Annotated in this window: 19 protein-coding genes and 4 tRNA genes; 2 read left to right on the top strand and 21 right to left on the bottom strand. The window is 60.7% G+C overall.

Annotated features, from left to right (window positions below; translation table 11 throughout):
* The first annotated feature begins 87 nt into the window (after positions 1–87).
* Positions 88–282 carry a carbon storage regulator CsrA gene (csrA, locus tag ACOYXI_RS09235; protein WP_003179932.1) on the top strand — a complete coding sequence of 65 codons (195 nt, stop codon included), beginning with the start codon at positions 88–90 and terminating at the stop codon, positions 280–282.
* A 224-nt stretch (positions 283–506) separates the two neighbouring features.
* Here csrA and ACOYXI_RS09240 read toward each other — a convergent pair whose 3' ends face one another.
* Positions 507–962: a DUF2214 family protein gene (locus ACOYXI_RS09240; protein ID WP_098964639.1), complete on the bottom strand. Its 456-nt coding sequence runs from the start codon at positions 960–962 to the stop codon at positions 507–509.
* A gap of 523 nt (positions 963–1,485) precedes the next feature.
* A tRNA-Val gene (locus tag ACOYXI_RS09245) sits at positions 1,486–1,562 on the bottom strand.
* Positions 1,563–1,746: 184 nt separating this feature from the next.
* On the opposite strand from ACOYXI_RS09245, the gene ACOYXI_RS09250 reads away from it, so the two are divergent.
* Positions 1,747–3,030 (top strand): NAD(P)/FAD-dependent oxidoreductase, encoded by a 1,284-nt coding sequence (locus tag ACOYXI_RS09250; protein ID WP_461674765.1) that lies wholly within the window; start codon positions 1,747–1,749, stop codon positions 3,028–3,030.
* 147 nt (positions 3,031–3,177) lie between these two features.
* On the opposite strand, the gene ACOYXI_RS09255 is transcribed toward ACOYXI_RS09250, so the two are convergent.
* The 19 genes from ACOYXI_RS09255 to asd all read right to left on the bottom strand — a co-directional run bounded on the left by ACOYXI_RS09255 (position 3,178) and on the right by asd (position 24,205).
* A complete protein-coding gene (locus ACOYXI_RS09255; protein ID WP_134786866.1) occupies positions 3,178–4,149 on the bottom strand; it encodes an XdhC family protein in 972 nt (323 codons plus the stop codon).
* Between the two features lies 1 nt (position 4,150).
* Positions 4,151–5,386, bottom strand: a complete 1,236-nt coding sequence (locus ACOYXI_RS09260) for a cytochrome c (protein ID WP_098964643.1) — start codon at positions 5,384–5,386, stop codon at positions 4,151–4,153.
* Positions 5,387–5,388: 2 nt separating this feature from the next.
* Positions 5,389–5,928 (bottom strand): (2Fe-2S)-binding protein, encoded by a 540-nt coding sequence (locus ACOYXI_RS09265; protein WP_003226408.1) that lies wholly within the window; start codon positions 5,926–5,928, stop codon positions 5,389–5,391.
* Positions 5,921–8,752, bottom strand: coding sequence for a xanthine dehydrogenase family protein molybdopterin-binding subunit (locus ACOYXI_RS09270; protein ID WP_461674766.1), 2,832 nt, complete (start codon positions 8,750–8,752; stop codon positions 5,921–5,923). Before ACOYXI_RS09270 ends, ACOYXI_RS09265 begins: the two co-directional genes overlap by 8 nt.
* Positions 8,753–9,252: 500 nt before the next feature.
* Positions 9,253–9,329: transfer RNA gene (locus tag ACOYXI_RS09275), tRNA-Asp, on the bottom strand.
* Between the two features lie 94 nt (positions 9,330–9,423).
* Positions 9,424–9,500 (bottom strand) — tRNA-Asp (locus ACOYXI_RS09280).
* 55 nt (positions 9,501–9,555) lie between these two features.
* Positions 9,556–9,631 (bottom strand) — tRNA-Val (locus ACOYXI_RS09285).
* Between the two features lie 217 nt (positions 9,632–9,848).
* Complete coding sequence (locus ACOYXI_RS09290) at positions 9,849–10,625, bottom strand: SDR family oxidoreductase (protein WP_003226413.1); 777 nt, start codon at positions 10,623–10,625, stop codon at positions 9,849–9,851.
* Entirely contained in the window at positions 10,622–11,833 is a 1,212-nt protein-coding gene (locus tag ACOYXI_RS09295; protein ID WP_098964646.1) for an O-succinylhomoserine sulfhydrylase, read from the bottom strand. Before ACOYXI_RS09295 ends, ACOYXI_RS09290 begins: the two co-directional genes overlap by 4 nt.
* 80 nt (positions 11,834–11,913) lie before the next feature.
* Positions 11,914–13,419: an amidophosphoribosyltransferase gene (purF, locus tag ACOYXI_RS09300; protein WP_003226416.1), complete on the bottom strand. Its 1,506-nt coding sequence runs from the start codon at positions 13,417–13,419 to the stop codon at positions 11,914–11,916.
* 41 nt (positions 13,420–13,460) lie between these two features.
* Complete coding sequence (locus tag ACOYXI_RS09305; RefSeq protein WP_007961197.1) at positions 13,461–14,021, bottom strand: CvpA family protein; 561 nt, start codon at positions 14,019–14,021, stop codon at positions 13,461–13,463.
* A gap of 98 nt (positions 14,022–14,119) precedes the next feature.
* Positions 14,120–14,773: an SPOR domain-containing protein gene (locus tag ACOYXI_RS09310; protein ID WP_134786871.1), complete on the bottom strand. Its 654-nt coding sequence runs from the start codon at positions 14,771–14,773 to the stop codon at positions 14,120–14,122.
* Positions 14,757–16,064, bottom strand: coding sequence for a bifunctional tetrahydrofolate synthase/dihydrofolate synthase (gene folC / locus ACOYXI_RS09315; protein WP_150369137.1), 1,308 nt, complete (start codon positions 16,062–16,064; stop codon positions 14,757–14,759). Before folC ends, ACOYXI_RS09310 begins: the two co-directional genes overlap by 17 nt.
* Positions 16,061–16,981, bottom strand: coding sequence for an acetyl-CoA carboxylase, carboxyltransferase subunit beta (gene accD / locus ACOYXI_RS09320; RefSeq protein WP_027611535.1), 921 nt, complete (start codon positions 16,979–16,981; stop codon positions 16,061–16,063). The genes folC and accD overlap by 4 nt, the downstream gene beginning before the upstream one ends.
* 200 nt (positions 16,982–17,181) lie before the next feature.
* Entirely contained in the window at positions 17,182–17,826 is a 645-nt protein-coding gene (locus ACOYXI_RS09325) for a phosphoribosylanthranilate isomerase (RefSeq protein ID WP_139055550.1), read from the bottom strand.
* A gap of 64 nt (positions 17,827–17,890) precedes the next feature.
* The gene (truA, locus tag ACOYXI_RS09330; protein WP_177439981.1) at positions 17,891–18,715 is read right to left on the bottom strand and encodes a tRNA pseudouridine(38-40) synthase TruA; all 825 of its coding nucleotides are present in this window, start codon (positions 18,713–18,715) and stop codon (positions 17,891–17,893) included.
* Positions 18,716–18,988: 273 nt separating this feature from the next.
* Positions 18,989–21,625, bottom strand: a complete 2,637-nt coding sequence (locus ACOYXI_RS09335; RefSeq protein ID WP_461674767.1) for a FimV/HubP family polar landmark protein — start codon at positions 21,623–21,625, stop codon at positions 18,989–18,991.
* A 209-nt stretch (positions 21,626–21,834) separates the two neighbouring features.
* Positions 21,835–22,845, bottom strand: coding sequence for an aspartate-semialdehyde dehydrogenase (locus ACOYXI_RS09340; RefSeq protein ID WP_461674768.1), 1,011 nt, complete (start codon positions 22,843–22,845; stop codon positions 21,835–21,837).
* A 247-nt stretch (positions 22,846–23,092) separates the two neighbouring features.
* Positions 23,093–24,205, bottom strand: coding sequence for an aspartate-semialdehyde dehydrogenase (gene asd, locus ACOYXI_RS09345; protein WP_003226428.1), 1,113 nt, complete (start codon positions 24,203–24,205; stop codon positions 23,093–23,095).
* Positions 24,206–24,254: the final 49 nt, after the last annotated feature.

Genomic DNA, 24,254 nt, shown 5'->3' on the forward strand with positions numbered 1-24,254 from the left:
CCGTGAGACTTCGCACTAATCTATACGTACCACCGACCTCTGCACTGTCTGAATCAGGTGCCCTACAAAGCAATCAAGGAGAAGACCATGCTGATACTCACCCGCAAAGTCGGTGAAAGCATAAATATTGGTGATGACATTACGATCACCATCCTCGGCGTAAGCGGTCAGCAAGTCCGTATCGGCATCAACGCCCCGAAAAACGTTGCCGTGCACCGTGAAGAGATCTATCAGCGCATTCAGGCTGGCCTGACCGCCCCGGACAAGCCACAAACGCCCTGAGCCACCCCGCAGTCAGTAGCCAGTCCATTTGCCTTCGCGTAAGACTGGCTAAAGATTCACGCGCCGTATTGCCATCCGCTCCCCAGTCCACTGGGCACGGCGCCTGACACATCCCTTCTCCGCTTCATTCGCTCCCCTCCCTTTCTCCAGCAGCGCGATACTACCTGCGACTGCCAAGCCTGGCTGTCAGACATTTCCGAGAGGACACAGGGAATTGCTCCCTGCTAGCCGAACGTCACGCCGCGCGCCATGCCGGTAGCTGCAATCATCATCAGTACCAACAGCAGCGCCTCGACATGGCTGATCCGCGCGAACAGCTTTGCACGTCCGGTATCGAGCGCCTTGCCCCGCGCCAATGCGATCCGCCATTTGACCAGCGTGATCATCGGCGCCAGCTCTGTCAGCAGAATCAGCACGAACAACGTCATCTTCAAATGAAACAGCGGCTGGTGCAGATAGTAGTCAGTGCCCTTTTCAAAGCCACCGAAGGCGCGCATGCCACCGGTCACCAGTAGCACCAGCGCAGCAATCCCCCACAGATTATCAGCGAGCAAAACCCGCTTGGCCTCACCGACGCCAGCGGCCAGACGACTGAACGCCGTGCCACGGGTCAACACGGCCCAGAAGCCCAGTGCAAAAGCCAAGAGATGAATTGCGGCGAGAAGCCAGTGAACCAGCATCGACGAACTCCTTTGAGAAAGCCCTGGAAAACGCCAGTCAGTAGTAGTCGAAAAAAGCCGGTTGCGCCCGCACACAGCAATGGGGCTGGAAAGCTTCGCGCAGGAAACAGAGAGACAGAAACGGATTCGCCAAATCGCAGGCAAAAAAAATCCCAAGCAGCTGATGGAAGCTTGGGATTTAAAAATGCATAAACCGTGGTGGTGAACGCGGGGCAGATGTTACTGAACTTCACGACCAGCAACAACATTTTTTTGATAACCGGTCGGTTAAAAATACCGGTAACCCCTTCAATATCCACACTTTTTAGACGGATCCAAAAAAAGAACAGAACGCCATATCAGCAGGTCGTGTTATTTCGAAACACGCTAAGCGCTTGGGTAACGGAAGAGATGCAGTGTCGAGAGGTGCGCTGAGGTGGGGGTTTTGAAAAAGCTTTGCAAAAGTTTTGCAAATCGCAGACAACAAAAAAGGGCCCACCTTTCGGTGAGCCCTTCTAGACCGCCCAGCAGAGCGGATTTTGTTTGGTAGGCGCGATTGGACTCGAACCAACGACCCCCACCATGTCAAGGTGGTGCTCTAACCAACTGAGCTACGTGCCTGCTGTGAGGCGGCATTCTACGGAATTCCGGAGGGGTGTCAACACCTTTTTTTCACCTAACCCTATGAATATGCAAAATATTTAATTTCGGGCCGGCAGATAAGATTTTTCCGGTGGCTGGCGGAGGTTTTTCAACTCGGGTAGGATCGACGCACTCGTAAAATATATTAAACAGAGGCTGCAGGATGGCGAACACCCCTTACCCAGAGTCTTATTACGCTGCGTCGGCCAACGCCGTACCGCCACGTCCGGCCTTGCAGGATGATTTGGAGACGGATGTCTGTGTGATCGGCGCCGGGTACACCGGGCTGTCCTCGGCGCTGTTTCTGCTGGAGAACGGTTTTCGCGTCACGGTCCTGGAAGCGGCCAAGGTCGGCTTCGGTGCGTCGGGGCGTAATGGCGGGCAGATCGTCAACAGCTATAGCCGTGACATCGACGTCATCGAGCGCACGGTTGGCCCAAAGCAGGCGCAACTGCTCGGGCAGATGGCCTTCGAAGGCGGACGGATAATTCGTGAGCGCGTGGCCAAGTACGACATCCAGTGCGACCTGAAGGACGGCGGCGTGTTCGCCGCCCTCTCCGCCAAGCAGATGGGACACCTGGAATCGCAGAAGCGCCTGTGGGAGCGCTTTGGCCACACGCAACTGGAACTGCTCGATCAGCGCCGCATTCGCGAAGTGGTGGCGTGCGATCAATACGTCGGCGGCATGCTCGACATGAGCGGCGGCCACATTCATCCGCTGAACCTGGCGCTCGGTGAAGCTGCTGCGGTCGAGTCCCTCGGCGGCACCATCTATGAGCAATCGCCAGCCGTGCGCATCGAGCGTGGTGCCAACCCGGTGGTGCACACGCCGCAAGGCAAGGTCAGGGCCAAGTTCATCATCGTTGCGGGCAACGCCTATCTCGGCAATCTGGTACCGGAACTGGCGGCGAAGTCGATGCCGTGCGGCACCCAGGTGATCACCACTGAACCGCTGGGCGATGAGCTGGCGAAAACTCTGTTGCCGCAGGATTACTGCGTCGAAGACTGCAATTACCTGCTCGACTACTACCGACTGACCGGCGACAAGCGTCTGATCTTCGGCGGCGGCGTGGTTTACGGTGCGCGGGATCCGGCGAACATCGAAGCGATCATCCGCCCGAAAATGCTCAAGGCGTTCCCGCAACTGAAGGACGTGAAGATCGACTACGCGTGGACGGGCAACTTCCTGCTGACCCTGTCGCGCCTGCCGCAGGTTGGGCGCCTGGGCGATAACATCTACTATTCGCAAGGCTGCAGCGGCCACGGCGTGACGTACACGCATCTGGCCGGCAAGGTACTGGCCGAGGCGTTGCGCGGTCAGGCCGAGCGTTTTGATGCGTTTGCCGATCTGCCGCATTACCCGTTCCCCGGCGGGCAGTTGCTGCGCACGCCGTTTGCGGCATTGGGTGCGTGGTATTACGGGTTGCGTGACAAGCTGGGGTTCTGATCAGTTTTCTTGACTGACAAGAAACTGTGGCGAGGGAGCTTGCTCCCGCCGGGTCGCGCAGCGGACTCTCTTTTATCTAAAAAGAAGGCCTGCTGCGCAGTCCAGCGGGAGCAAGCTCCCTCGCCACAAATATTTGCAAAATTCAGATCAGAGCTGATCCCGGGCAATCCCGCTACGAATCCGCAAGATATCCGCCAGCACCGCCAAAGCGATCTCCGCCGGCGTCTTGCTGCCCAGGTTAAGCCCGATCGGCGCATGAATCCGCGCCAGCTCGACCTCCCCTAGCCCACCAATCCTGCGCAAGCGCTCGAAGCGTTTCTGCGAAGTCTGCTGCGACCCCATCACGCCAATGTAAAACGCCTCGGTGCGCACCGCCTCCATCATCGCCAGATCGTCGATGCGCGGATCATGGGTCAGCGCCACCACCGCGGTATCGCGATGACAGCCGCCATCGGCGATGAACACCGAAGGCAGTTGCCGACGAATCTCCACGCCGTTGAGCACCACGCCTTCGAGCACTTCATCGCGCGGATCGCAGAGAATCACTTCGAAACCCAGACCCACCGCGAACTCGGCACAGGCCTGCGCCACGCTGGAGTATCCCGCCAGCAACAGACGCTGAGCAGCACCGACGCGAATCCGCACCCGATCAATCTCGCGCTCGATGCGCGCACCCTGCTCGCGATCAGTGAACAGACTGCGCGCACCGCTGGCCAGATCGACTTCGCGAATCAAACGGCGCTGACCGAGCAACGCTGATTCAAGCTCACGCAGATGCGCCTGCACCTCGCAGTCGGCGTCAAATTTCTCTACCAGTACGTCGAGAATGCCGCCACAGGGCAGGCTGACCCGCGAGCGCGGATCATCACCTTCGCCGTAACGCACCACGTTGACCGCATCGAGAAACGCACCTTCAGCGACGCGCTCGAGAAAGTCTTCCTCAACACAGCCACCGGACAGCGAGCCGATCCACTGGCCTCTATCGTTCACCGCCAGCAGCGAACCCGGTGCACGCGGCGCCGAGCCGTAAGTGGTCAGCACGGTGCAGAGCCAAATGCGCTGCCCCGCTACCGACCACTCCAGTGCCCGCCGCACAACCTGTAGATCGAGATGCTGCATGTCAGTGCGCCTTGTGCTCGACGGCCGGAGCGTCAGCCTGCAGTTTCTGCACATCGCTCACCGCCAGTTCAGCCGATTGACCGCCCCAGCCTTGACGCAGGTAGTTCAGCAGATCAGTCAGTTGCTCAGGTTTGAGCTTGTCGGCGAAACCCGGCATTGGCTGCATGTGTTCGAACCCGGCGAATTTCTGCTCACCGATACCGTCCTCGATCACCCGCACCAGGTTGCGCGGATCTTCCAGGCGCAGCGTGGTATTGCCGCGCATGGCCACGGCGATGTGCGGTTTGCCTTCACCACCGGCGGCATGACAACCGGCGCAGACGTTCAAATATTCCTGACGGCCGCGTTGCGCACTCGGGCTGAGTTTGTCCAGCGACACTTCAGTCAGCTCTTTCGCCGCTGGCGGCTTGTCGCCAAGCAGGAACGTCGCCATCGCCGCCAGATCCTGATCGTTCAGACCCTGAGTGCTGTTGTGGAACACCGGGAACATCTCGTTGAACATCGTGCCCTGGGCGCTCATGCCGTGCTTGAGGAACGTGCTCAGATCCTGCTGATTCCAGCCGCGCGCCGCCAGATCGGTGGCGAGCAGGCTCGGTGCCAGATACCCGTTGAGGATGCCGCCAGTCAGGCGCTTGTCCAGTTGCATCGCGCCCGGCAGGCCGCGTGGCGTGTGGCATTCGCCGCAGTGACCGAGCACTTCGACCATGTACTGGCCGCGCTTCCAGGCTGCGCTTTTGCCTTCGGCAGATTCCAGCTTCAAGGCCTTGCCGTACAGCATGTTCCAGCCGATCAGGCCCGGACGCACGTTGAACGGAAAGCTCAGACTCGTGACCGGCGCGGCGCGCTCGATCGGCTCGATGGTTTTCAGATACGCGTGAATCGCATCCGAGTCTTCCCGCGGAACCAGGTGATACGAGGTGTACGGCATCGCCGGATACAGATTCGCCCTGTCGCGACGCTTGCCTTCGGTCAGCGCAGCGAAGAATTCGTCATCGCTGTACAAGCCGATGCCGTGCTCTTTGCTCGGGGTGATGTTGGTGCCGTAGATCGTGCCGAATGGCGAGACGATCGGCAGCCCGCCGGCAAACGGCGCGCCGCCAGGCGCGGTGTGGCACGCCATGCAGTCGGCGGCGCGAGCAAGATATTCGCCGCGCTTGACCTGATCATCAGCGTGAGCAAACAACACCGGCGCAGCCAGCCCGACCGCCAGGGTCAGGCGGGTCAATAGATGCTTCATGCTCAACCCTCCTTGACCAGGCCGAGATCGGTCAGCACGTTGCGCGTGGCGTTGTAGTAACGCACGTACCCGGTGCAACGGCAGATGTGGTGGCCGAGGCTGTCCTCGATGACTTTTTCCAGTTGGCTTTTGACGATCGGCTGGCGCTGCAGCTTCTCCACCAGCACCGTCGCGGCGTTGACGAAGCCCGGCGCGCAGTAGCTGCACTGGAAGGCGAATTCGTCGACGAAACGCTGCTGGATCGGGTTCAGCTCAGTGACCTGGCCACTCTCATCACGCTTGGCGTGACTTTCGATGGTGCGGACTTTCTTGCCTTCGAAGTAATGCGCGCCAGTGATGCAGGTGCGCACTTCTTCGCTGGTGCCGTCCGGGTTGTCGACGATCACCACGCAGGCGTGGCAGATGCCCTGGCCGCAGCCCAGGCGCGAACCGGTGAGGTTCTTGTATTCGTGCAGATAGTCGATCATCGGCAGGTCATCAGGGATGTCCACCGGGCCGACGGATTGACCATTGAGGGTCAGTTGAAGCGGACGGTTAGCCATTGAGGGCCTCCTTGATGCGCGCAGCAGTGATTGGCAGATCGCGAACACGTTTACCGATGGCATGCGCCACGGCGTTACCGATGGCACCGACCACCGGGATCATCACCACTTCGGCGATGCCTTTGGACGGATCGCTAGGCGACAGCGGCGGCAGAATCTCCGCAGTCTGCTTCCACACCGCCACGTGACGGGCCATCGGCAGGCGATAACGGTTGAAGTTCCAGTCACCCTCCCCCGGCCCGCCTTCGTACAGCGGCATCTCTTCCATCAGCGCGTGACCGATGCCCATGGCAATCCCGCCTTCGAGCTGGCCCTTGACCAGTTCTTCGACCAGCACCCGACCGCACTCGACCCACGAATGGTGGTTGAGCACCTCGACTTCCGCCGAGCCTTTGTTGACCTTGAGCTCTACCAGCGTCGCCACCGGGCTGTAGTAAGTAACCGCCGCGTTGTTCAACTGGACCACCGGGTAGTTGATGTTCTGGCGATCCAGCAGGTGGAAACCCGCCGTGCTCATCAGCGCTATCTTCGCTTTCGGCGCGCCATCGCCGTACTTCACTGCCAGACCGTCGAGCGGCAGACGCTCGCGCACGCCGTCGATGCTGTATTCGGCCTCGGCCCAGCTCCAGCGGTTGAACGCGTGAACGGTGGCGCCGGTGACCAGACCACGTTCGTGAGCGCGCTTGGCCAGCTCTTCGAAGCTCAATGGCTGCATGCCATTGGCAGTGAGCTTGCCATCGACCCAATGCGCATCTTCACGACGCACCACGTAAGGGTTGGCTTGACCGCCGTAAGGGCCCTGACGCCAGATTTCCATGGCCGCCGGCCACAAACCGTTGTTGAACAGCACGCGCGCCGCTTCACGGGTGGCGTGACTGAAGTAGTAGGCCGAGTTGGTCGCGGACGACGCCGAGGCCAGCTTGCCGACCCAACGCGGGTTGCGCAGCAGGTTGTCCTGTTCGGCCTGGCTCATGATGTAAGGGTTGCCGCTGGTGATCAGCTGCATTTCCTTCCATTCGGTTTCGCCGGTCTTCACGTCGTGCGCCGGGCTGCCAAGGAAATCGGCCACCACCAGCGCCTGCGAAGTGGACATGCCAGTGCCGATTTCAATACCGATGTGACGCAGAGTGATGCGACCTTCAGCAGTGAATTCGATGCTGGCCATCGGCGCTTCGGAGCCAGTGCCGAAGTCTTTCTGGCAAATGGCAAAACCCACGCCGTACCAGTTGTCCGGGTCGGCAGCTTCGCGCTGTTTCTTGATCGCGTCGCGGTTTTTCCAGACTTCGTGCACCGAGGCCTTGTCGAGAATCTCGTGCAGGCGCAGAGCACCCGCCGGAATCGCGCCCTGGGTGTTTTTCATGCCCGAACGCAAGGCGTTCTTGCGACGCAGATCAATCGCGTCAACGCCGAGGCGGTTGGCGATTTCGTCGACCATCATTTCGGTCGAGGCCATGCTTTGCAGGGTGCCGTAACCGCGCATCGAACCCGCTTCAACACCACGCGAGTGATAAGCGGTGACCTGCAGATCGTTCTGCGGCATGTAATAGATCGACTGCGCTGCCGTGGCACCGACTGCCGCTACCGACGGGCTGTAGTTGATACGGCCACCACCGTCGACGCTCATCTCGGCACGGAAAATCTTGAAGCTGTAGTCGTTCTTGTCCACTGCGAGCTGATAGCGGATATCGAACGGGTGACGCTTGATGCCGCTCTGGAACTGCTCATAGCGGTCGTTGGCCAGACGGATGGGGACACCGGCGCCGTACAGCGCAGCGAGGGCCGCGTAGTAGACGAAGATGTTGTGGTCTTTGGAACCGTAGCCCACGGTGTAACCCGGGTGCATGTTCAGGTTTGCCAGGCCGAAGCGCGATGGCGCGATCATTTTCGCGGTCTCGGTCGCCGCTTCCAGCGGGCACTGAGTGGCGACCACGAAGTGCAGGGTCTTGGTTTTCGGGTCGTACCAGCCGTTGCCGTTGTCCGGCTCCATGGCGGCCGGTTCGATCGACGGGGTTTTGTAGCGCTCGTCGAACACCAGCCAGTTGTCCGGCGGCGTATCGATCTCTTTTTTCATGCGGTCGGCGTAGAACAGGCCGCGCTCGGTCAGGTTGCCGTGCAGGTTCGGCTGGGAATTCCACACCGGACGCCGGTTTTTCAGCATCGGGAACAGAATCGAGTCTTTCAGGCTGGCGAATTCGTCTTCGTCGGCCGAGGTCGCGCCGCCCACGCGCACGTAGCGGAAGCTGCCATAAGGGTCGCCTTCGTAGTACGGCACTTGTGCACCGTAACGAATCGCCTTGTCATTGAATTTGAGTTTGTTCTTGGCCTGACGGAAACGCTCGAAATCGTTCCAGATCAGGATCGCCACCGGGTGACCGATGAACATCGGCACTTTGCCTTCCGGCAGCAATGGATCCGGCGCGTGTTCTTCAGGGAACACGATGCCGTCCTTGTCCAGATCGGCCGCGGTGACAATGCGGTCAGGTTGCAGGTCGGCGCCCAGCCACGACAGGTCGTAGCCTTCGTAGATTCGGTCGGCCTTGATGGTTTTCAGCAACATGGCGTGGCCTTGCTGCTCAGGCCAGCCCGGCATGTCCTTGGAACGAATATCGCGGGCAAATACTTTGCTGCCGCAGACCTTGGACAGGGCGTCGTTACGTTGGCGTGCCTTGCCGTTGTTGCCGAGCCACTTCTCGGACGGCACGGTGACGCTGTTTTCCATCAAGGCAGCCAGCGCCTGACTGCTGAGCGGCGTGAGCGTGACGCTCACACCCGCCACCAGCCCGCCCTGGAGGAACGAGCGCCGGGATATATCACGGTTGGACATGGATCATCCTCTGGGCGGTTATGTGTCCGCCCTTCTGGTTATCTACTGGGAATCTCGAGTCTTGCAGAAGCCCTTCTTGGCGAAACAAAGGGCGTGTTGACAGTGCAAAGCTGACCGAAAGGTTAACTTTAAAGGTTTCTGAGCGTCCGGCAAACAACCAGTTACAAAAATTTGACTAAAGAATCAAAAAATCAATGCGACGTGGCACCGCAGCAGATCGCCGGGCACACCGCCCCCCCCCCTGTGGGAGCGGGCTTGCTCGCGAAGGCGTGGTGTCAGGCAGACCATTTTCAACTGATACACCGCTTTCGCGAGCAAGCCCGCTCCCACAGGGGGATTTGTGTTGGATTCAGGGTGGAGGCACGAGCCTAAGGAAGGAAATACCAAATTTCAGACACAAAAAACCCCGGTCTTTCGACCAGGGTCTTTGCTATCGATTCCGAAACAACCAACGGTTGCTTTCGGTGTTTCAAGGCGTTCAGTGGTCCTTGAAACAGATATGGCGCAGCGGACGGGACTCGAACCCGCGACCCCCGGCGTGACAGGCCGGTATTCTAACCGACTGAACTACCGCTGCGTATCGCTTTGAGCTTGCGCTCAAGTAACTCGTTTTGATTGAAAGCTTCGGTGCTTTGCAATCGCGAACCAGACAATGTCTGACTCGTAAAATATGGCGCAGCGGACGGGACTCGAACCCGCGACCCCCGGCGTGACAGGCCGGTATTCTAACCGACTGAACTACCGCTGCGCGTCGGTGGAGGCACTTTCAGCCTACCTCTTGCTTTCGCAAGTTTCTCGGGGAGTGGTGGGTGATGACGGGATCGAACCGCCGACATTCTGCTTGTAAGGCAGACGCTCTCCCAGCTGAGCTAATCACCCGTTTGCATCTCCGAGGCCGCGAAATTTACGCAGGTAGCGAACCTAAGTCAATAGCAGGATTGAAGTTTTTCTGAAAAAGACGAAATTGTTTCCATCCTGCAAGACTGCCTTCGCGAGCAAGCTCGCTCCCACAGGGGGATTGCATTCCAAATGTGGGAGCGAGCTTGCTCGCGAAGGCGGCAGCCCATTTGACGCAAATTCAGGAGAAGAACGCGATCTACTCGGTGTAAATCATCTTCTTGGTCATGCCACCATCCACGACGAATTCCTGCCCGGTGACAAACCCGGCATTGCGCGACAACAGCCACGCGACCATCGCCGCCACATCCTCGACCGTCCCTACCCTGCCCGCCGGATGCTGAGCATGATCGGCATCGGCCAAAGGCTCTGCTCGCCGCGCAGAAGGATCCCGAGCATCAATCCAGCCAGGGCTGACCGCATTGACGCGAATTTCTGGCCCGAGACTGATCGCCAACGCATGGGTCAGCGCCAACAACCCGCCCTTGCTCGCCGCATACGCCTCGGAATCAGCCTCCGACTGCCGCGCACGGGTCGAGGCCAGATTGACGATCGAGCCGTTGTGCGCGCGCAGATACGGCGCACAGTGCTTGGCCAGCAGCATCGGCCCACTGAGGTTTACCGCCAGCACTCGATTCCAGTACGCCAGATCAAGACTTTCCAGGGTGATGTTGTGCGGGTCAGCGACTGCCGCGTTGCACACCAGCGCATCGAGACGACCAAATTGGCCGAGCACCTCGGCAACGCCGAGCGCGACTTGACTTTCATCCGCCACGTCCATTGCGATGAACCAGGCATTCTCGCCCAGTACCTTCGCCACTTTCGAGCCGCGCACCCGATCGAGATCGGTCAGCACCACTTGCCAGCCTTCGCTGATCAACCAGGCCGCGATACCCAAACCGATGCCGCGCGCAGCACCGGTAACCAGCGCCACGCGGCCATGGGTGCCCGCCTTCGGAGTAGACAACTCGATCACAACGCCGCCAGACCGCGCGACAGATCAGCCTGCAGGTCCACCACGTCTTCCAGACCGACCGCGATGCGGATCAGGCTGTCACGAATCCCTGCTGCTTCACGCTCCTGTGGCGCCAGACGGCCATGGGAGGTGGTGCTCGGATGAGTGATGGTGGTTTTGCTGTCACCAAGGTTGGCGGTGATCGAGATCAACCGGGTGGCATCGATAAAGCGCCACGCGCCCTCTTTGCCGCCCTTGACCTCGAAACTCACCACCGCGCCGAAGCCCTTCTGCTGACGCTGGGCCAGTTCATGCTGCGGATGGCTCTTGAGACCGGCGTAATGAACCTTCTCGATACCGTCCTGCTGCTCCAGCCATTCGGCCAGTTGCTGGGCGTTGGCGCAGTGCGCCTTCATTCGCAGATTCAGGGTTTCCAGGCCCTTGAGGAAGATCCACGCGTTGAACGGGCTCAGTGTCGGCCCGGCGGTGCGCAGGAAACCGACAACTTCTTTCATCTGCTCGCTGCGACCAGCCACCACACCACCCATGCAACGGCCTTGGCCGTCAATGAACTTGGTCGCCGAGTGCACGACAATGTCCGCACCGAGTTTCAGCGGCTGCTGCAAGGCAGGCGTGCAGAAGCAGTTGTCGACCACCAGCATCGCGCCTTTGGCGTGAGCGATTTCCGCCAGCGCGGTGATATCCACCAGCTCTGCCAACGGATTGGACGGCGACTCGACGAACAGCAGCTTGGTGTTCGGCTTGATCGCCGCATCCCAAGCCGAGAGATCGGCCAGCGGCACGTAGTCAACTTGCACGCCGAAACGCTTGAAGTACTTCTCGAACAGGCTGATGGTCGAACCGAACACGCTGCGCGACACCAGCACGTGATCGCCGGCACTGCACAGGCTCATCACCACCGCCATGATCGCGGCCATGCCCGTGGCGGTGGCGACCGCTTGCTCAGCGCCTTCCAGCGCAGCGATACGCTCTTCGAACGCGCGCACGGTCGGGTTGGTGTAGCGCGAGTAAACGTTGCCCGGCACTTCCCCGGCAAACCGCGCGGCCGCGTCGGCAGCGGTGCGGAACACGTAGCTGGAAGTGAAGAACATCGGATCACCGTGTTCGCCTTCCGGCGTCCGGTGCTGACCGGCACGTACGGCCAGGGTATCGAACGCTACGCCTTCGAGGTCGCTGTCCAGCCGACCGGCATCCCATTCCTGACTCATGCTGTCACTCCTTGCCCTGTTCTGAATAAATGAAAGTCTTTTGTCAGATACAAAACCGGCCCCTCAGGGCCGGTAGAAACTCAGTTGTTGTACAGATCGATGATCGCACTGACCGCCTGGGTCTTGACCTTGGAGGCATCGTTGCGTGCCTGCTCGATCTTGTCCAGGTAAGCCTCGTCGACGTCGCCGGTGACGTACTTGCCGTCGAACACCGCGCAATCGAAGTTTTCGATCTTGATCTTGCCGCCACCGACTGCTTCGATCAAGTCCGGCAGATCCTGATAGATCAGCCAGTCTGCACCGATCAGATCCGCCACATCCTGAGTCGAACGATTGTGTGCGATCAGTTCGTGAGCGCTCGGCATGTCGATGCCGTAAACGTTCGGGAAGCGTACGGCCGGAGCCGCGGAGCAGAAGTAGACGTTTTTCGCGCCGGCTTCGCGGGCCATCTGGATGATCTGCTTGCAGGTGGTGCCGCGTACGATCGAGTCGTCGACCAGCATCACGTTCTTGCCGCGGAATTCCAGCTCGATCGCGTTGAGCTTCTGACGAACCGACTTCTTGCGGGCAGCCTGGCCCGGCATGATGAAGGTCCGGCCGATGTAGCGGTTCTTGACGAAGCCTTCGCGGAATTTCACACCCAGGTGGTTCGCCAGCTCCAGCGCGGCGGTGCGGCTGGTGTCCGGGATCGGGATGACCACGTCGATGTCGTGCTCTGGACGCTCGCGCAGGATCTTCTCGGCGAGTTTCTCGCCCATGCGCAGACGCGCCTTGTACACCGATACGCCGTCGATGATCGAATCCGGACGCGCCAGGTAAACGTGCTCGAAGATGCACGGGGTCAGGGACGGGTTGGTCGCGCACTGACGAGTGTGCAGCTTGCCGTCTTCAGTGATGTACACCGCTTCGCCCGGGGCCAGGTCGCGAATCAGGGTGAAACCGAGCACGTCCAGCGAAACGCTTTCGGAAGCGATCATGTACTCGACGCCTTCGTCGGTGTGACGCTGACCGAACACGATCGGACGAATGCCGTGCGGGTCACGGAAACCGACGATGCCGTAACCGGTGATCATCGCCACCACCGCGTAACCGCCGACGCAACGGTTATGCACGTCGGTCACGGCGGCAAACACGTCTTCTTCGGTCGGCTGCAGCTTGCCGCGCTGGGCCAGCTCATGAGCGAACACGTTGAGCAGCACTTCCGAGTCGGAACTGGTGTTGACGTGACGCAGGTCGGATTCGTAGATCTCCTTGGCCAACTGTTCAACGTTGGTCAGGTTGCCGTTGTGCGCCAGGGTGATGCCGTAAGGCGAGTTGACGTAAAACGGCTGCGCTTCGGCCGAGGTCGAGCTGCCGGCAGTCGGGTAACGGACGTGACCGATACCCATGTGGCCGACCAGGCGCTGCATGTGACGCTGCTGAAACACGTCACGCACCAGACCATTGTCCTTGCGCAAGAACAACCGGCCATCATGGCTGGTCACGATACCGGCAGCGTCCTGGCCGCGGTGCTGGAGCACGGTTAGCGCGTCATACAGCGCCTGATTGACGTTCGACTTACCGACGATACCGACGATGCCACACATGCGACGCAACCCCTACTTAATGGATCTGAACTGAACAACACTCACTGAGGCGTTTTGGCCGACGGCAAGAGTTGCTCCTTGAACGGAATATCAGCGGGTACGCTGATTCCGCTGGCAAGCCACTGACTGCTCCACCCGAGAATCAGGTTTTTGGACCAGTCGGCGACCAATAGAAACTTTGGCACGAGCTGTGATTCTTTCCACCACCCGTCCTGCTGTACCGGCCCCAGGCTCAACAGCCCGACTGCCACGACCACCAGCAACACGCCACGCGCCGCGCCGAAGGCCATGCCCAGGAATCGATCGGTGCCGGACAATCCGGTCACGCGCACCAACTCGCCGATAAGATAATTGATCATTGCGCCCACGATCAGCGTGGCGACAAACATGATGGCACAGCCCGCGATCACGCGAGCCGATGGGGTTTCGATGTATCCGGCGAGGTACTCGGACAGTGAGCCACCGAACATCCAGGCAACCGCTCCTGCGATGATCCAGGTCACCAGCGATAATGCTTCCTTGACGAAGCCGCGGCTCAAACTGATCAAAGCGGAGATGGCGATGATTGCAACAATCGCCCAGTCAACCAGGGTAAATGGCACAGTGCAGCCTACAGACGGATAAGGCGGCGCATTTTAGCAGAGCGCACCGCTGTCGGTAAGCTGCGATTTTCAGTGCATTTCAATCGAATCGATAGATCCTAGCCGCGCTCGGGCTGGAAGCGCACGACAAACCCCTTCAGGTTCTGCTGGCGACTCAACAGATCACGCAGACGATCGGCCTCGGCACGCTCGATCAGCGGACCCACGAACACCCGGTTCTTGCCGTCGGCGGAACGGATATAAGCGTTGTAGCCCTGACTGCGCAGGGTTTTCTGCAGGCTTTCGGCGCTGGCGCGACTCGACAGACTGGCCAGTTGCACCGACCAGCTGACCGACAGACCGTTGGCATCGACGCGACTTTGCGTGGTGTCAGGTTTCGACGCAGCAGCAATAGGCTGAGCAGGTGCCGGAATCGGTTTGGCCACCGCAGGCGGCGCAGTCGGCTTGGCGATTGCTATGGGCGCCGTCGGCGCCGGGGCTGCCGCGATTGGTGCAGCAGGCGCAGTGTCTTCTGCGACTTCTTCATCCGCTGGCACCGGCTCTTGTGGCGAAGCTTGCGGCTCAGGCACGGCCACCGACTCCATTTGCACCTGAGGCATCGAAGGGGCTTGCGGCGCGGCAGGCGCCTCGACCGTCACTTGACGTTGCTCGTCCTGGCGGGAAAACAGCATCGGCAGGAAAATCACCGCCAGCGCCACCAGCACCAGGGCACCGACCATGCGCTGCTTGTACGCTTTATCCAGCAAAGCCATTTGCCGCTTCCTCCGTGGAGCGCCGGGCCAGCCATTCAAGGGCCTCGGCAACACAATAAAATGATCCGAACAACAGAATCTCGTCGTCGCTGGTTGCGATCTCGCACTGCCCTTCCAGCGCAGCCGCGACACTGTCATAGGACGTGACGGACGCGCCAAGGTTCTGCAACCCGGCGTGCAATTCACTGACCGGACGCGAACGCGGCGAATCCAGCGGCGCGACCGCCCAATGCTGGACACTAGCATTCAATTCGCCGACAACACCATCCAGATCCTTGTCGGCCAACAGGCCGAACACAGCCAGACGCTTGCCTACCGGCGGCCGAGTGGCCAGGCGCCGCGCCAGATACTCCGCCGCGTGCGGGTTATGCCCCACGTCCAGCAGCAGGTTCAGGCGCTTGCCATCGAATTCGAACGAGCGGCGATCCAGCCGGCCGACCACGCGAGTGGCCTGCAAGGCAGCAACAATTTGCGACGGATTCCACGGCAAGCCGAGCAGCAGATACGCCTGCAATGCCAGCGCGGCGTTTTCCATCGGCAGATCGAGCAGCGGCAAGTCGCGCAGTTCGACCGGCTGGCCTTGCGCATCAGTGCCGCGCCACTGCCAGTGCTGGTCTGTGATGCCGAGGTCGAAATCACGCCCACGCAGGAAAAACGGACATGCCAGCTCCCGCGCCTTGTCGAGCAGCGGTTGCGGAGGATTCAGGTCGCCGCACAAGGCTGGTTTGCCCTGACGAAAAATCCCGGCCTTCTCGAAGGCCACGGATTCGCGGGTATTGCCCAGGTATTCGGCATGATCGACGCCAATGCTGGTGACCAGCGCGATATCGGCGTCCACCACATTGACCGTGTCCAGACGCCCGCCCAGCCCGACTTCCAGCACCACAGCGTCAAGTTTTGCCTGTTGAAACAGCCAGAACGCCGCCAGGGTGCCCATTTCGAAGTAAGTCAGGGAAGTATCGCCACGCCCGGCCTCCACCGCAGCGAAGGCCTCGCACAGCTGCGCGTCAGTGGCTTCGACGCCATTGAGCTGCACCCGCTCGTTGTAACGCAGCAGGTGCGGAGAATTGTAGACACCCACGCTCAGGCCCTGCGCCCGCAGCAATGACGCCACGAAAGCGCAGGTCGAACCCTTGCCGTTGGTGCCGGTGACCGTAATCACCCGAGGCGCCGGCTGGCCCAGTCCCATGCGGGACGCTACCTGTTGCGAACGCTCCAGCCCCATGTCGATGGCCGATGGATGCAACTGCTCAAGGTAGGCGAGCCACTCGCCAAGGGTACGCTCGGTCATACGTTGGCAGGCACCGGTGGAACGACGATTGGCTCAACAGGAGCGGCGACGTAGGTCGGAGTCGGCTGGCCGGTCAGTTGCGCCAGCAGATTGCCCAGGCGTGGACGCAGTTCACGACGATCGATGATCAGATCGATCGCGCCATGCTCCAGCAGGAACTCGCTGCGCTGGAAGCCTTCCGGAAGTTTTTCACGCACGGTCTGCTCGATCACGCGCGGACCGGCGAAGCCGATCAGTGCCTTTGGCTCACCGACGATCACGTCGCCGAGCATTGCCAGACTGGCGGAAACGCCGCCGTAGACCGGATCGGTCAGCACCGAGATGAACGGAATGCCTTCTTCACGCAGACGCGCCAGTACGGCCGACGTCTTGGCCATCTGCATCAGCGAGATCAGCGCTTCCTGCATGCGCGCACCACCGGAGGCGGCGAAGCAGATCATCGGGCAACGGTTTTCCAGGGCGTAGTTGGCGGCGCGCACGAAACGCTCACCGACGATGGCGCCCATGGAACCGCCCATGAAGCTGAATTCGAACGCCGACACCACCACCGGCATACCCAGCAGGGTGCCGCTGACGGAAATCAGCGCGTCCTTTTCGCCGGTCTGCTTCTGTGCAGCGACCAGACGGTCCTTGTACTTCTTGCCGTCGCGGAATTTCAGACGGTCAACCGGCTCCAGGTCTGCACCCAGCTCGTTGCGGCCTTCGGCATCCAGGAAGATGTCGATACGCGCCCGTGCGCCGATGCGCATGTGGTGGTTGCACTTGGGGCAAACGTCCAGGGTCTTTTCCAGCTCAGGGCGATACAGCACAGCCTCGCAGGACGGGCATTTGTGCCACAGACCTTCAGGCACCGAGCTCTTCTTGACCTCCGAACGCATGATCGAAGGGATCAGTTTGTCTACCAACCAGTTGCTCATGCTTTCTTTCTCCAGTACCGGCGGCCCGAACGCTCTGGTTCGCAGCCCCGCGTATGCCCTTCAGCTAAATTCATGTGTGTGGCGATGGTTGGTGGAACGCCGCGGTCAGCGCGGAACATGACCTGCGTGCAACTCCAGAAACCCTCAGCCTCGCCTGCTTTGTGCAAGTGCATTGATGGACGGCGGCAGTTCGCCAGCCGTCACATCGAAGTAGACGCTCCCTGCGAGCTTCTACGTACGGCATTGATGAACGCGCGGATCTTCGCATGATCCTTGATGCCCTTGCTCGCTTCTACCCCGCCGCTGACATCGACCGCGTACGGTTTGACCCGGGCCACAGCGTCGGCGACGTTTTCCGGGGTGAGGCCACCGGCCAGGATCAGCGGCTTGCTCAAAGCTTGCGGAATCAAAGACCAGTCGAACGCCTCGCCGGTTCCGCCCGGCACGCCTTCGACGTAAGTGTCGAGCAGCACGCCACTGGCACTCGGATAGGCATCGACGGCAGCCGCGATGTCATCGCCAGCCTTGACCCGCAATGCCTTGATGTACGGACGATGCCAACCTTCGCACTGTTCAGCGGTCTCGTCGCCATGGAACTGCAACAGGTCCAGCGGCACGGCATCGAGGATTTCCCCCAACTCGCAGCGGCTGGCATTGACGAACAGGCCCACCGTCGTCACGAACGGCGGCAAGGCCTGGATGATCGCCCTTGCCTGCTGCACGCTCACTGCACGCGGGCTCTTGGCGTAGAACACGAACCCGATCGCATCCGCCCCGGCCTCGACCGCTGCCAACGCATCTTCTATGCGGGTAATCCCGCAGATCTTGCTGCGAACGGCTGACATATCGAGAAAAACTCCGCGTCAAATTCGGGAAAGTCCCGGATGGTAACAAATGCGTTCGAGGGCGTCAGCCGTCAAGTTCCGAGAAACCCGTAAGGAAATGTGGCCCGATAAAACGCTCGGGCAACGGAAATTCATCGTGATACTCGACCTGCACCAGATACAACCCGTACGGATGCGCTGTCACGCCACCGGAACGGCGCTCGCGGCTTTCCAGCACTTCCTTCATCCACTCGACCGGCCGCTCGCCGGCACCGATGGTCATCAGCACACCGGCAATGTTGCGCACCATGTGGTGCAAAAAGGCGTTGGCGCGAATATCGAGAACGATCATCTTGCCGTGGCGAGTCACGCGCAGATGATGCATCTTCTTGATCGGCGACTTGGCCTGGCACTGACCAGCACGGAACGCACTGAAATCGTGAGTGCCGATCAGGTATTGCGCCGCTTCAGCCATGCGCTCAACGTCGAGTGGGCGGTGGTTCCAGGTGATCTCTTCGTTGAGATGCGCCGGACGAATCTGATCGTTGTAGATGACATAGCGATAACGCCGGGCGATGGCTTTGAACCGCGCATGGAAATGCGCCGGCATCACCCGCGCCCAGCTGACACTGATGTCGTGGGGCAGATTGATATTGGCGCCCATCACCCAGGCTTTCAGCGAACGATCGACTGGCGTGTCGAAATGAACCACTTGTCCGCAAGCATGCACCCCGGCATCGGTACGCCCGGCGCACTGCAGCGAAATCGGCGAATTGGCGACTTTCGACAAGGCTTTTTCGAGCTCTTCCTGCACCGTGGCCACGCCGGTCAACTGACGCTGCCAGCCGCTGTAGCGCGAGCCTTTGTACTCGACGCCCAGTGCCACACGGTAAAAGCCTTCGGGTGCCATTTCGGCGACCGGGTTATCTATGTTTGCCAAGGTGGGACAGCCTGCTGAGGTACAAAGGCGGGCATTATAAGGCTGTGGGTCGGGGATGCCAGTCAGTTCTGTGTTGACCGATCCGACCTCTTCGCGAGCAAGCCCGCTCCCACAGGAGGAATGTATTCCAAATGTGGGAGCGGGCTTGCTCGCGAAGGCGGTCGATCAGGCACCACAGAAATCCAGCCCAAACAAAAACGGCAGCCTCGATGGGCTGCCGTTCCGTTTACTGCTGACGCTGGCTCATGCCAGGTGCGAAAGCATTTCCTTGGCTTCGCCACGCTGCTTTTCGTCACCCTCGGTCAACACTTCGTTGAGGATGTCGCGTGCGCCGTCGCTGTCGCCCATATCGATGTAGGCCTGGGCCAGATCGAGTTTGGTCGCGGCTTCGTCGGTGCCGGCGAGGAAGTCGAAATCGTCCTCGCCCAGATCATCGCCCATGGCCGCATCGGCTTCGGTGAAGGTCGGCTCGGCGATGCTCTGCGACAGGCGATCCAGCTCGGCGTTGACGTCATTCAGTTCCGCTGCGAATGCGTCAGGCTCGGCCGCCGGGTTGCTGTCCATTTCATCAGCCAGCGACAGATCGAAATCCGCCGGCAGCTCCAGATCGTCCTGTGGCACTTCGTTGGCGACCACAGGCTCGGCCGGCGACAGATCTTTCACGCCTTCGTCCAGATCCAGCAGGAAGTCATCATCCGCCAGATCCGCCGCCGGGGCTGGCGCAGGCTCGGCACCCAGATCCAGATCGAGGTCGAAGTCCGACAGGTCGTCGAGGTTCTCTTTGATCTCGGTCTGCTGTTGCAGCACCGATTCAAAGCTCAGATCGTCGTCGGCCGGGAACTCGTCCAGCTCCACCGGAGCTTCAGGCTCAACAACAGGTGCAGGCTCAACCGGAGTGATGTTGTCGAGATCGTCCAGGCTCAGGTCGAACGCGCTATCCAGGTCGTCCGCCGCAGGCTCAGGCGCAGGCGCCTCTGGCTCGTCGAGCAGCAGCTCCTTGACGTATTGCGCATCGAGTTCGGCGGCGGCTGCCGCTGCAGCCAGACCCGCGACAGCGACGACCGCCATGGCCGGGAAGCGTTTTTTCAGCTCTTCGACCTTGGCGAAGTTATCGCCGTTGGCCACCAACTGACGCTCCTGAGCGACGAACGCATCGCGGTCACCCTGCTGACCGTAGACTTCCATCAGTTTCAGACGCAGATCACTGCGTTGCGGCTCGAGGCTGACGCCCTCTTCCAGCAACGCTGCGGCCTGATTCAGGCGACCGGCATTGATGTGCGACTGCGCTTTGTCCAGCACGTCATCGGAACGCTCGGCGGACGGTGCGACCAATGGCGCGGCAATCGGCTCAGCCATCACCACCGGAGCCACTACCGCAGCAGGCGCTGGCGCAGGTGCCGGGGTGTTGAGCTTGACGCTGGCAGCAGGTGTTTCCAGGCCTTCGAAGCTGCTTTCCGGCAGATCCTGCTCGGCGGAGAACTCTTGCTCTTCCGCCAGAGCACGGGCCATGCGCAGGTGTTTCTCGGCTTCCTGCTGGGCTTTGCGGCGACGGGCCAGCAGCAACAGCAGAAGCAGCAACACCACCGCACCGCCACCGATCAGACCCAGCAGGATCGGATTGGTCAGCAGTTCATTGAAGGTTTTATCCTCGTCAATAACCGGTTTCGGCGCGACCACCGGCCTTTCAGCAGGCGTGTCGACCGGTGGCGCAATCGCCGATTCAGGTGTTGGCGCCGCTTCTGCCGGGGTGGCTGGAGGGGTTGCAGCCAGTTCGGCGGTGATCGCCGGTACGGCAGCAGTGGCGGCTGGCGCAGCGCCCGGGCCTTCGGCCTGCATCTTCGCCAGTTGATTGTTCTTCAGCTCGATCAGGCGTTGCAGCTTGTCCAGCTGACTTTGCAGATCGGCCATGCGGCTTTTCAGTTCCTCGTTGTCACGACGGGTCGTGTCGAGGCTTTCCTGAGTCACCGCCAGCTTGTTGCTCAAGGCCTTGGCATCGCCGGCCGGGCCTTTGCCACGCCCTTTGGCGTTTTCGGCAGAGACCAGACTCAGGTTGTCCTTGGCATTCTGGCCGGCGCCGACATTGCTGCGACCACGCTTGGTGGCATCGAGCTGCTGCTGGCCGGTACCCGGCTTGGCCACATAGCGACGACCCTGACGCCAGGCTTCGTTCTGCGCGGCGACTTCGGCAATCGCTTTCGATTGCGGCAGCGCGGTGCTTTCCACCGAGTCCGGCAGGCGCAGCACCTGACCGGTTTTCAGCCGGTTGATGTTGCCGTCGATGAACGCATCCGGGTTGAGCGCCTGAATCGCCAGCATGGTCTGCTGCACCGAACCGCCGGTGCGCGCCTTCGCGGCAATTTCCCACAGGGTGTCGCGCGGCGTGGTGGTGTATTGCGACGGGTGCGTGGCGCCGGTGGTCGGTGCGGTGATGGTCTGCGACGGTGCCGGTTGCGCAGCGGCGTCAGCGGTCTGTGGCGAGAATTTCGACGGATCCAGCAGCACACTGTAATCGCGCAGCAGACGGCCATTCGGCCACATCACCTGCACGAGGAATTTCACCATCGGTTCCGACAGCGGCTTGCTCGACGTTACGCGCAGCACGCTTTTGCCGCTGGCGTTGAGCACCGGAGTGAACGTCAGGTCGTTGAGGAAGGCCTGGCGATCGACACCGGCCTTGGCGAAATCTTCGGGTGAAGCCAGGCTCGGCACCACTTCGGCAGCGGTGAGATCCTTGACGTCGAGCAGCTCGATCTCGGCCACCAGCGGCTGGTTCAGGGTCGACTTCAGGGTCAGCTCCCCGAGCCCGAGGGCATGCGCCATACCGGAGGACAGCGCCGAGGCGGCCGCTATTGCTAACACCAGTTTGCGAACTTGAACCATAGCCTCATCCTTTGTTTGAACGTTCCTCGGCCAGCGAGAAGATGTTGATTGCCGCTGCCGTAAGGCATTGCGCGCGACGACGACAGACTGCCGCGCGCGATCATTTCTTTGATGCCCCGGAAAGTCCCGGAGGGTGACACGTTATCAAGTGCTCCGGGCAAGCATAGCGCTCACCTAGAATCAGTCGACAAATTGTTGCCAAGTATCTTTTACAGCAGGTCTTTTATCAACAATTCAGCGACCTGCACAGCATTCAGGGCGGCGCCTTTGCGTACGTTATCTGACGTCAGCCACAGATTAAGTTCCGCCGGGTCGTCGACACCGCTGCGCACCCGACCGACATAGACAACGTCCTGCCCCACCGCGTCACCCACCGCAGTCGGATAATCGCCGGCCTCAACCAGCTCGATGCCGGGCGCATTCTCAAGCGCAGCGTTGACCTTTGCCAGGTCGACCGCGCTCGCTGACTGCAAGGTCACGCTATAGCTATCGCCAAAAAACACCGGGGCTTGAACGCAAGTGGCGGAAATCTTTAATAAAGGCTGCTTCAGCACCTGACGCAACTCGCGCACCAGCCGTTTTTCCAGCAGCGTGTGGCCTTGAGCGTCGGGCGTGCCGACCTGGGCCAACAGGTTGAAGGCCATCTGCCGATCAAAGAAAGTCGGCTCCAGCGGACGCATGTTCAGCAACTCAGCGGTCTGCCGCGCCAGCTCGGTCACAGCTTCGCGACCTTGGGCTGACACGGCCAGATTGGCGGTGACGTTGACGTATTGCAGTTCGAGCAAATCGAGCAGCGGCGCCAGCACCACGGCCAGCGTCGTCGCCGAAGGGCTTGGGCTGCTGACCTGGAACGGTGCTTTCAGACCGGCAATGACCTCGGCGTTGGCCTCCGGCACCACTTGCGGCGCCTGCTCGGCCGGCAATGCGCCGGACAGATCGATCAGCGAGCAACCGGCCGCGTGGGCACGCGCCGCGTAACTCAGGGAAACGGCAGCGCCAGCGGCAAAGAACACCAGTTTGACCTTGCTGAAATCGAACTCGTCGACTTCACGCACGCGCACGTTCTTGTTGCGAAACAGCACCGAACTGCCGGCGGATTCGCTGCTGGCCAGCAGGTGCAGGTTGCCGACCGGGAAGTCGCGCTCTTCGAGAATCTGTACGAGGGTTTCGCCGACAGTACCGGTGGCGCCGACGACGGCAATATCAAGGGTCTGGGTCATGGTTCTACCTCTGGCGAAACGGGGGGAGCGGCACTTTACCGGGTGAGTGAGATGCAGGCAATTTCTGCGGGACTTGCAGTGTCTGTTCTGACCTCTTCGCGAGCAAGCCCGCTCCCACAGGGGGAACGCATTTCAAGGGTGGGAGCGGGCTTGCTCGCGAAGGCGCCAGACCTGACACCGGAAAACCTCAGGCATAAAAAAACCCGCACCTATCACAAGGCACGGGTTCTTTCATTGCATCAAGCGATCAACGCTCCAGCAGGATCCGCAGCATGCGACGCAGCGGTTCGGCCGCGCCCCACAGCAGTTGGTCGCCGACGGTGAAGGCACCGACGAATTGCGAGCCCATGTTCAGCTTGCGCAGACGACCCACCGGTACGTTCAGGGTGCCGGTGACCTTGGTCGGGCTCAGCTCCTGCATGCTGATGTCGCGGTTGTTCGGCACCAGTTTGACCCAAGGGTTGTGCTGGCTGATCAGCCCTTCGATATCAGCGATCGGCACGTCTTTGTTCAGCTTGATGGTCAGCGCCTGGCTGTGACAACGCATGGCGCCGATGCGCACGCAGATGCCGTCGACCGGGATCGGGCTCTTGAAGCGGCCGAGGATCTTGTTGGTCTCGGCCTGGGCCTTCCACTCTTCGCGGCTCTGGCCGTTCGGCAGTTCCTTGTCGATCCACGGAATCAGGCTTCCGGCCAGCGGTACGCCGAAGTTTTCGGTCGGGTACGCGTCGCTGCGCATGGCCTCGGCCACGCGACGGTCGATGTCGAGGATCGCGCTCGCTGGATCGGCCAGTTGATCGGCCACCGCAGCGTGGGTCGCGCCCATCTGCTTGATCAGTTCACGCATGTTCTGCGCGCCGGCACCGGAGGCCGCCTGATAAGTCATGGCGCTCATCCACTCGACCAGACCGGCTTCGAACAGACCGCCCAGGCCCATCAGCATCAGGCTGACGGTGCAGTTGCCGCCGATGTAGTTCTTGGTGCCCGCGTCCAGTTGCTGGTCGATGACCTTGCGGTTGACCGGGTCGAGAATGATGACGGCGTCATCGTTCATCCGCAGGCTGGAAGCCGCGTCGATCCAGTAACCCTGCCAGCCGGCTTCGCGCAGCTTCGGGAACACTTCGCTGGTGTAGTCGCCGCCCTGGCAGGTCAGAATCACGTCGAGGGTTTTCAGCTCTTCAATGCTGTAAGCGTCCTTGAGCGGAGCAATGTCCTTGCCCACGGACGGGCCTTGGCCACCGACATTGGAAGTGGTGAAAAACACCGGCTCGATAAGATCGAAATCCTGCTCTTCCAGCATCCGCTGCATGAGCACGGAACCGACCATGCCGCGCCAACCGATCAGACCTACACGTTTCATCGCAACTACACCTTCTTGAAAAGTGGGCCGCTGCTTTGTATTGAATTTC

This window comes from Pseudomonas sp. G3-19 (assembly GCF_054855875.1).

What these genes read in the sequence shown, in the direction of transcription:
- csrA (WP_003179932.1), top strand. Translation starts at nt 88, where the DNA reads ATGCTGATACTCACCCGCAAAGTCGGTGAAAGCATAAATATTGGTGAT.
- ACOYXI_RS09240 (WP_098964639.1), bottom strand. Translation starts at nt 962, where the DNA reads ATGCTGGTTCACTGGCTTCTCGCCGCAATTCATCTCTTGGCTTTTGCA.
- ACOYXI_RS09250 (WP_461674765.1), top strand. Translation starts at nt 1,747, where the DNA reads ATGGCGAACACCCCTTACCCAGAGTCTTATTACGCTGCGTCGGCCAAC.
- ACOYXI_RS09255 (WP_134786866.1), bottom strand. Translation starts at nt 4,149, where the DNA reads ATGCAGCATCTCGATCTACAGGTTGTGCGGCGGGCACTGGAGTGGTCG.
- ACOYXI_RS09260 (WP_098964643.1), bottom strand. Translation starts at nt 5,386, where the DNA reads ATGAAGCATCTATTGACCCGCCTGACCCTGGCGGTCGGGCTGGCTGCG.
- ACOYXI_RS09265 (WP_003226408.1), bottom strand. Translation starts at nt 5,928, where the DNA reads ATGGCTAACCGTCCGCTTCAACTGACCCTCAATGGTCAATCCGTCGGC.
- ACOYXI_RS09270 (WP_461674766.1), bottom strand. Translation starts at nt 8,752, where the DNA reads ATGTCCAACCGTGATATATCCCGGCGCTCGTTCCTCCAGGGCGGGCTG.
- ACOYXI_RS09295 (WP_098964646.1), bottom strand. Translation starts at nt 11,833, where the DNA reads ATGAGTCAGGAATGGGATGCCGGTCGGCTGGACAGCGACCTCGAAGGC.
- purF (WP_003226416.1), bottom strand. Translation starts at nt 13,419, where the DNA reads ATGTGTGGCATCGTCGGTATCGTCGGTAAGTCGAACGTCAATCAGGCG.
- ACOYXI_RS09310 (WP_134786871.1), bottom strand. Translation starts at nt 14,773, where the DNA reads ATGGCTTTGCTGGATAAAGCGTACAAGCAGCGCATGGTCGGTGCCCTG.
- folC (WP_150369137.1), bottom strand. Translation starts at nt 16,064, where the DNA reads ATGACCGAGCGTACCCTTGGCGAGTGGCTCGCCTACCTTGAGCAGTTG.
- accD (WP_027611535.1), bottom strand. Translation starts at nt 16,981, where the DNA reads ATGAGCAACTGGTTGGTAGACAAACTGATCCCTTCGATCATGCGTTCG.
- ACOYXI_RS09325 (WP_139055550.1), bottom strand. Translation starts at nt 17,826, where the DNA reads ATGTCAGCCGTTCGCAGCAAGATCTGCGGGATTACCCGCATAGAAGAT.
- truA (WP_177439981.1), bottom strand. Translation starts at nt 18,715, where the DNA reads ATGGCACCCGAAGGCTTTTACCGTGTGGCACTGGGCGTCGAGTACAAA.
- ACOYXI_RS09335 (WP_461674767.1), bottom strand. Translation starts at nt 21,625, where the DNA reads ATGGTTCAAGTTCGCAAACTGGTGTTAGCAATAGCGGCCGCCTCGGCG.
- ACOYXI_RS09340 (WP_461674768.1), bottom strand. Translation starts at nt 22,845, where the DNA reads ATGACCCAGACCCTTGATATTGCCGTCGTCGGCGCCACCGGTACTGTC.
- asd (WP_003226428.1), bottom strand. Translation starts at nt 24,205, where the DNA reads ATGAAACGTGTAGGTCTGATCGGTTGGCGCGGCATGGTCGGTTCCGTG.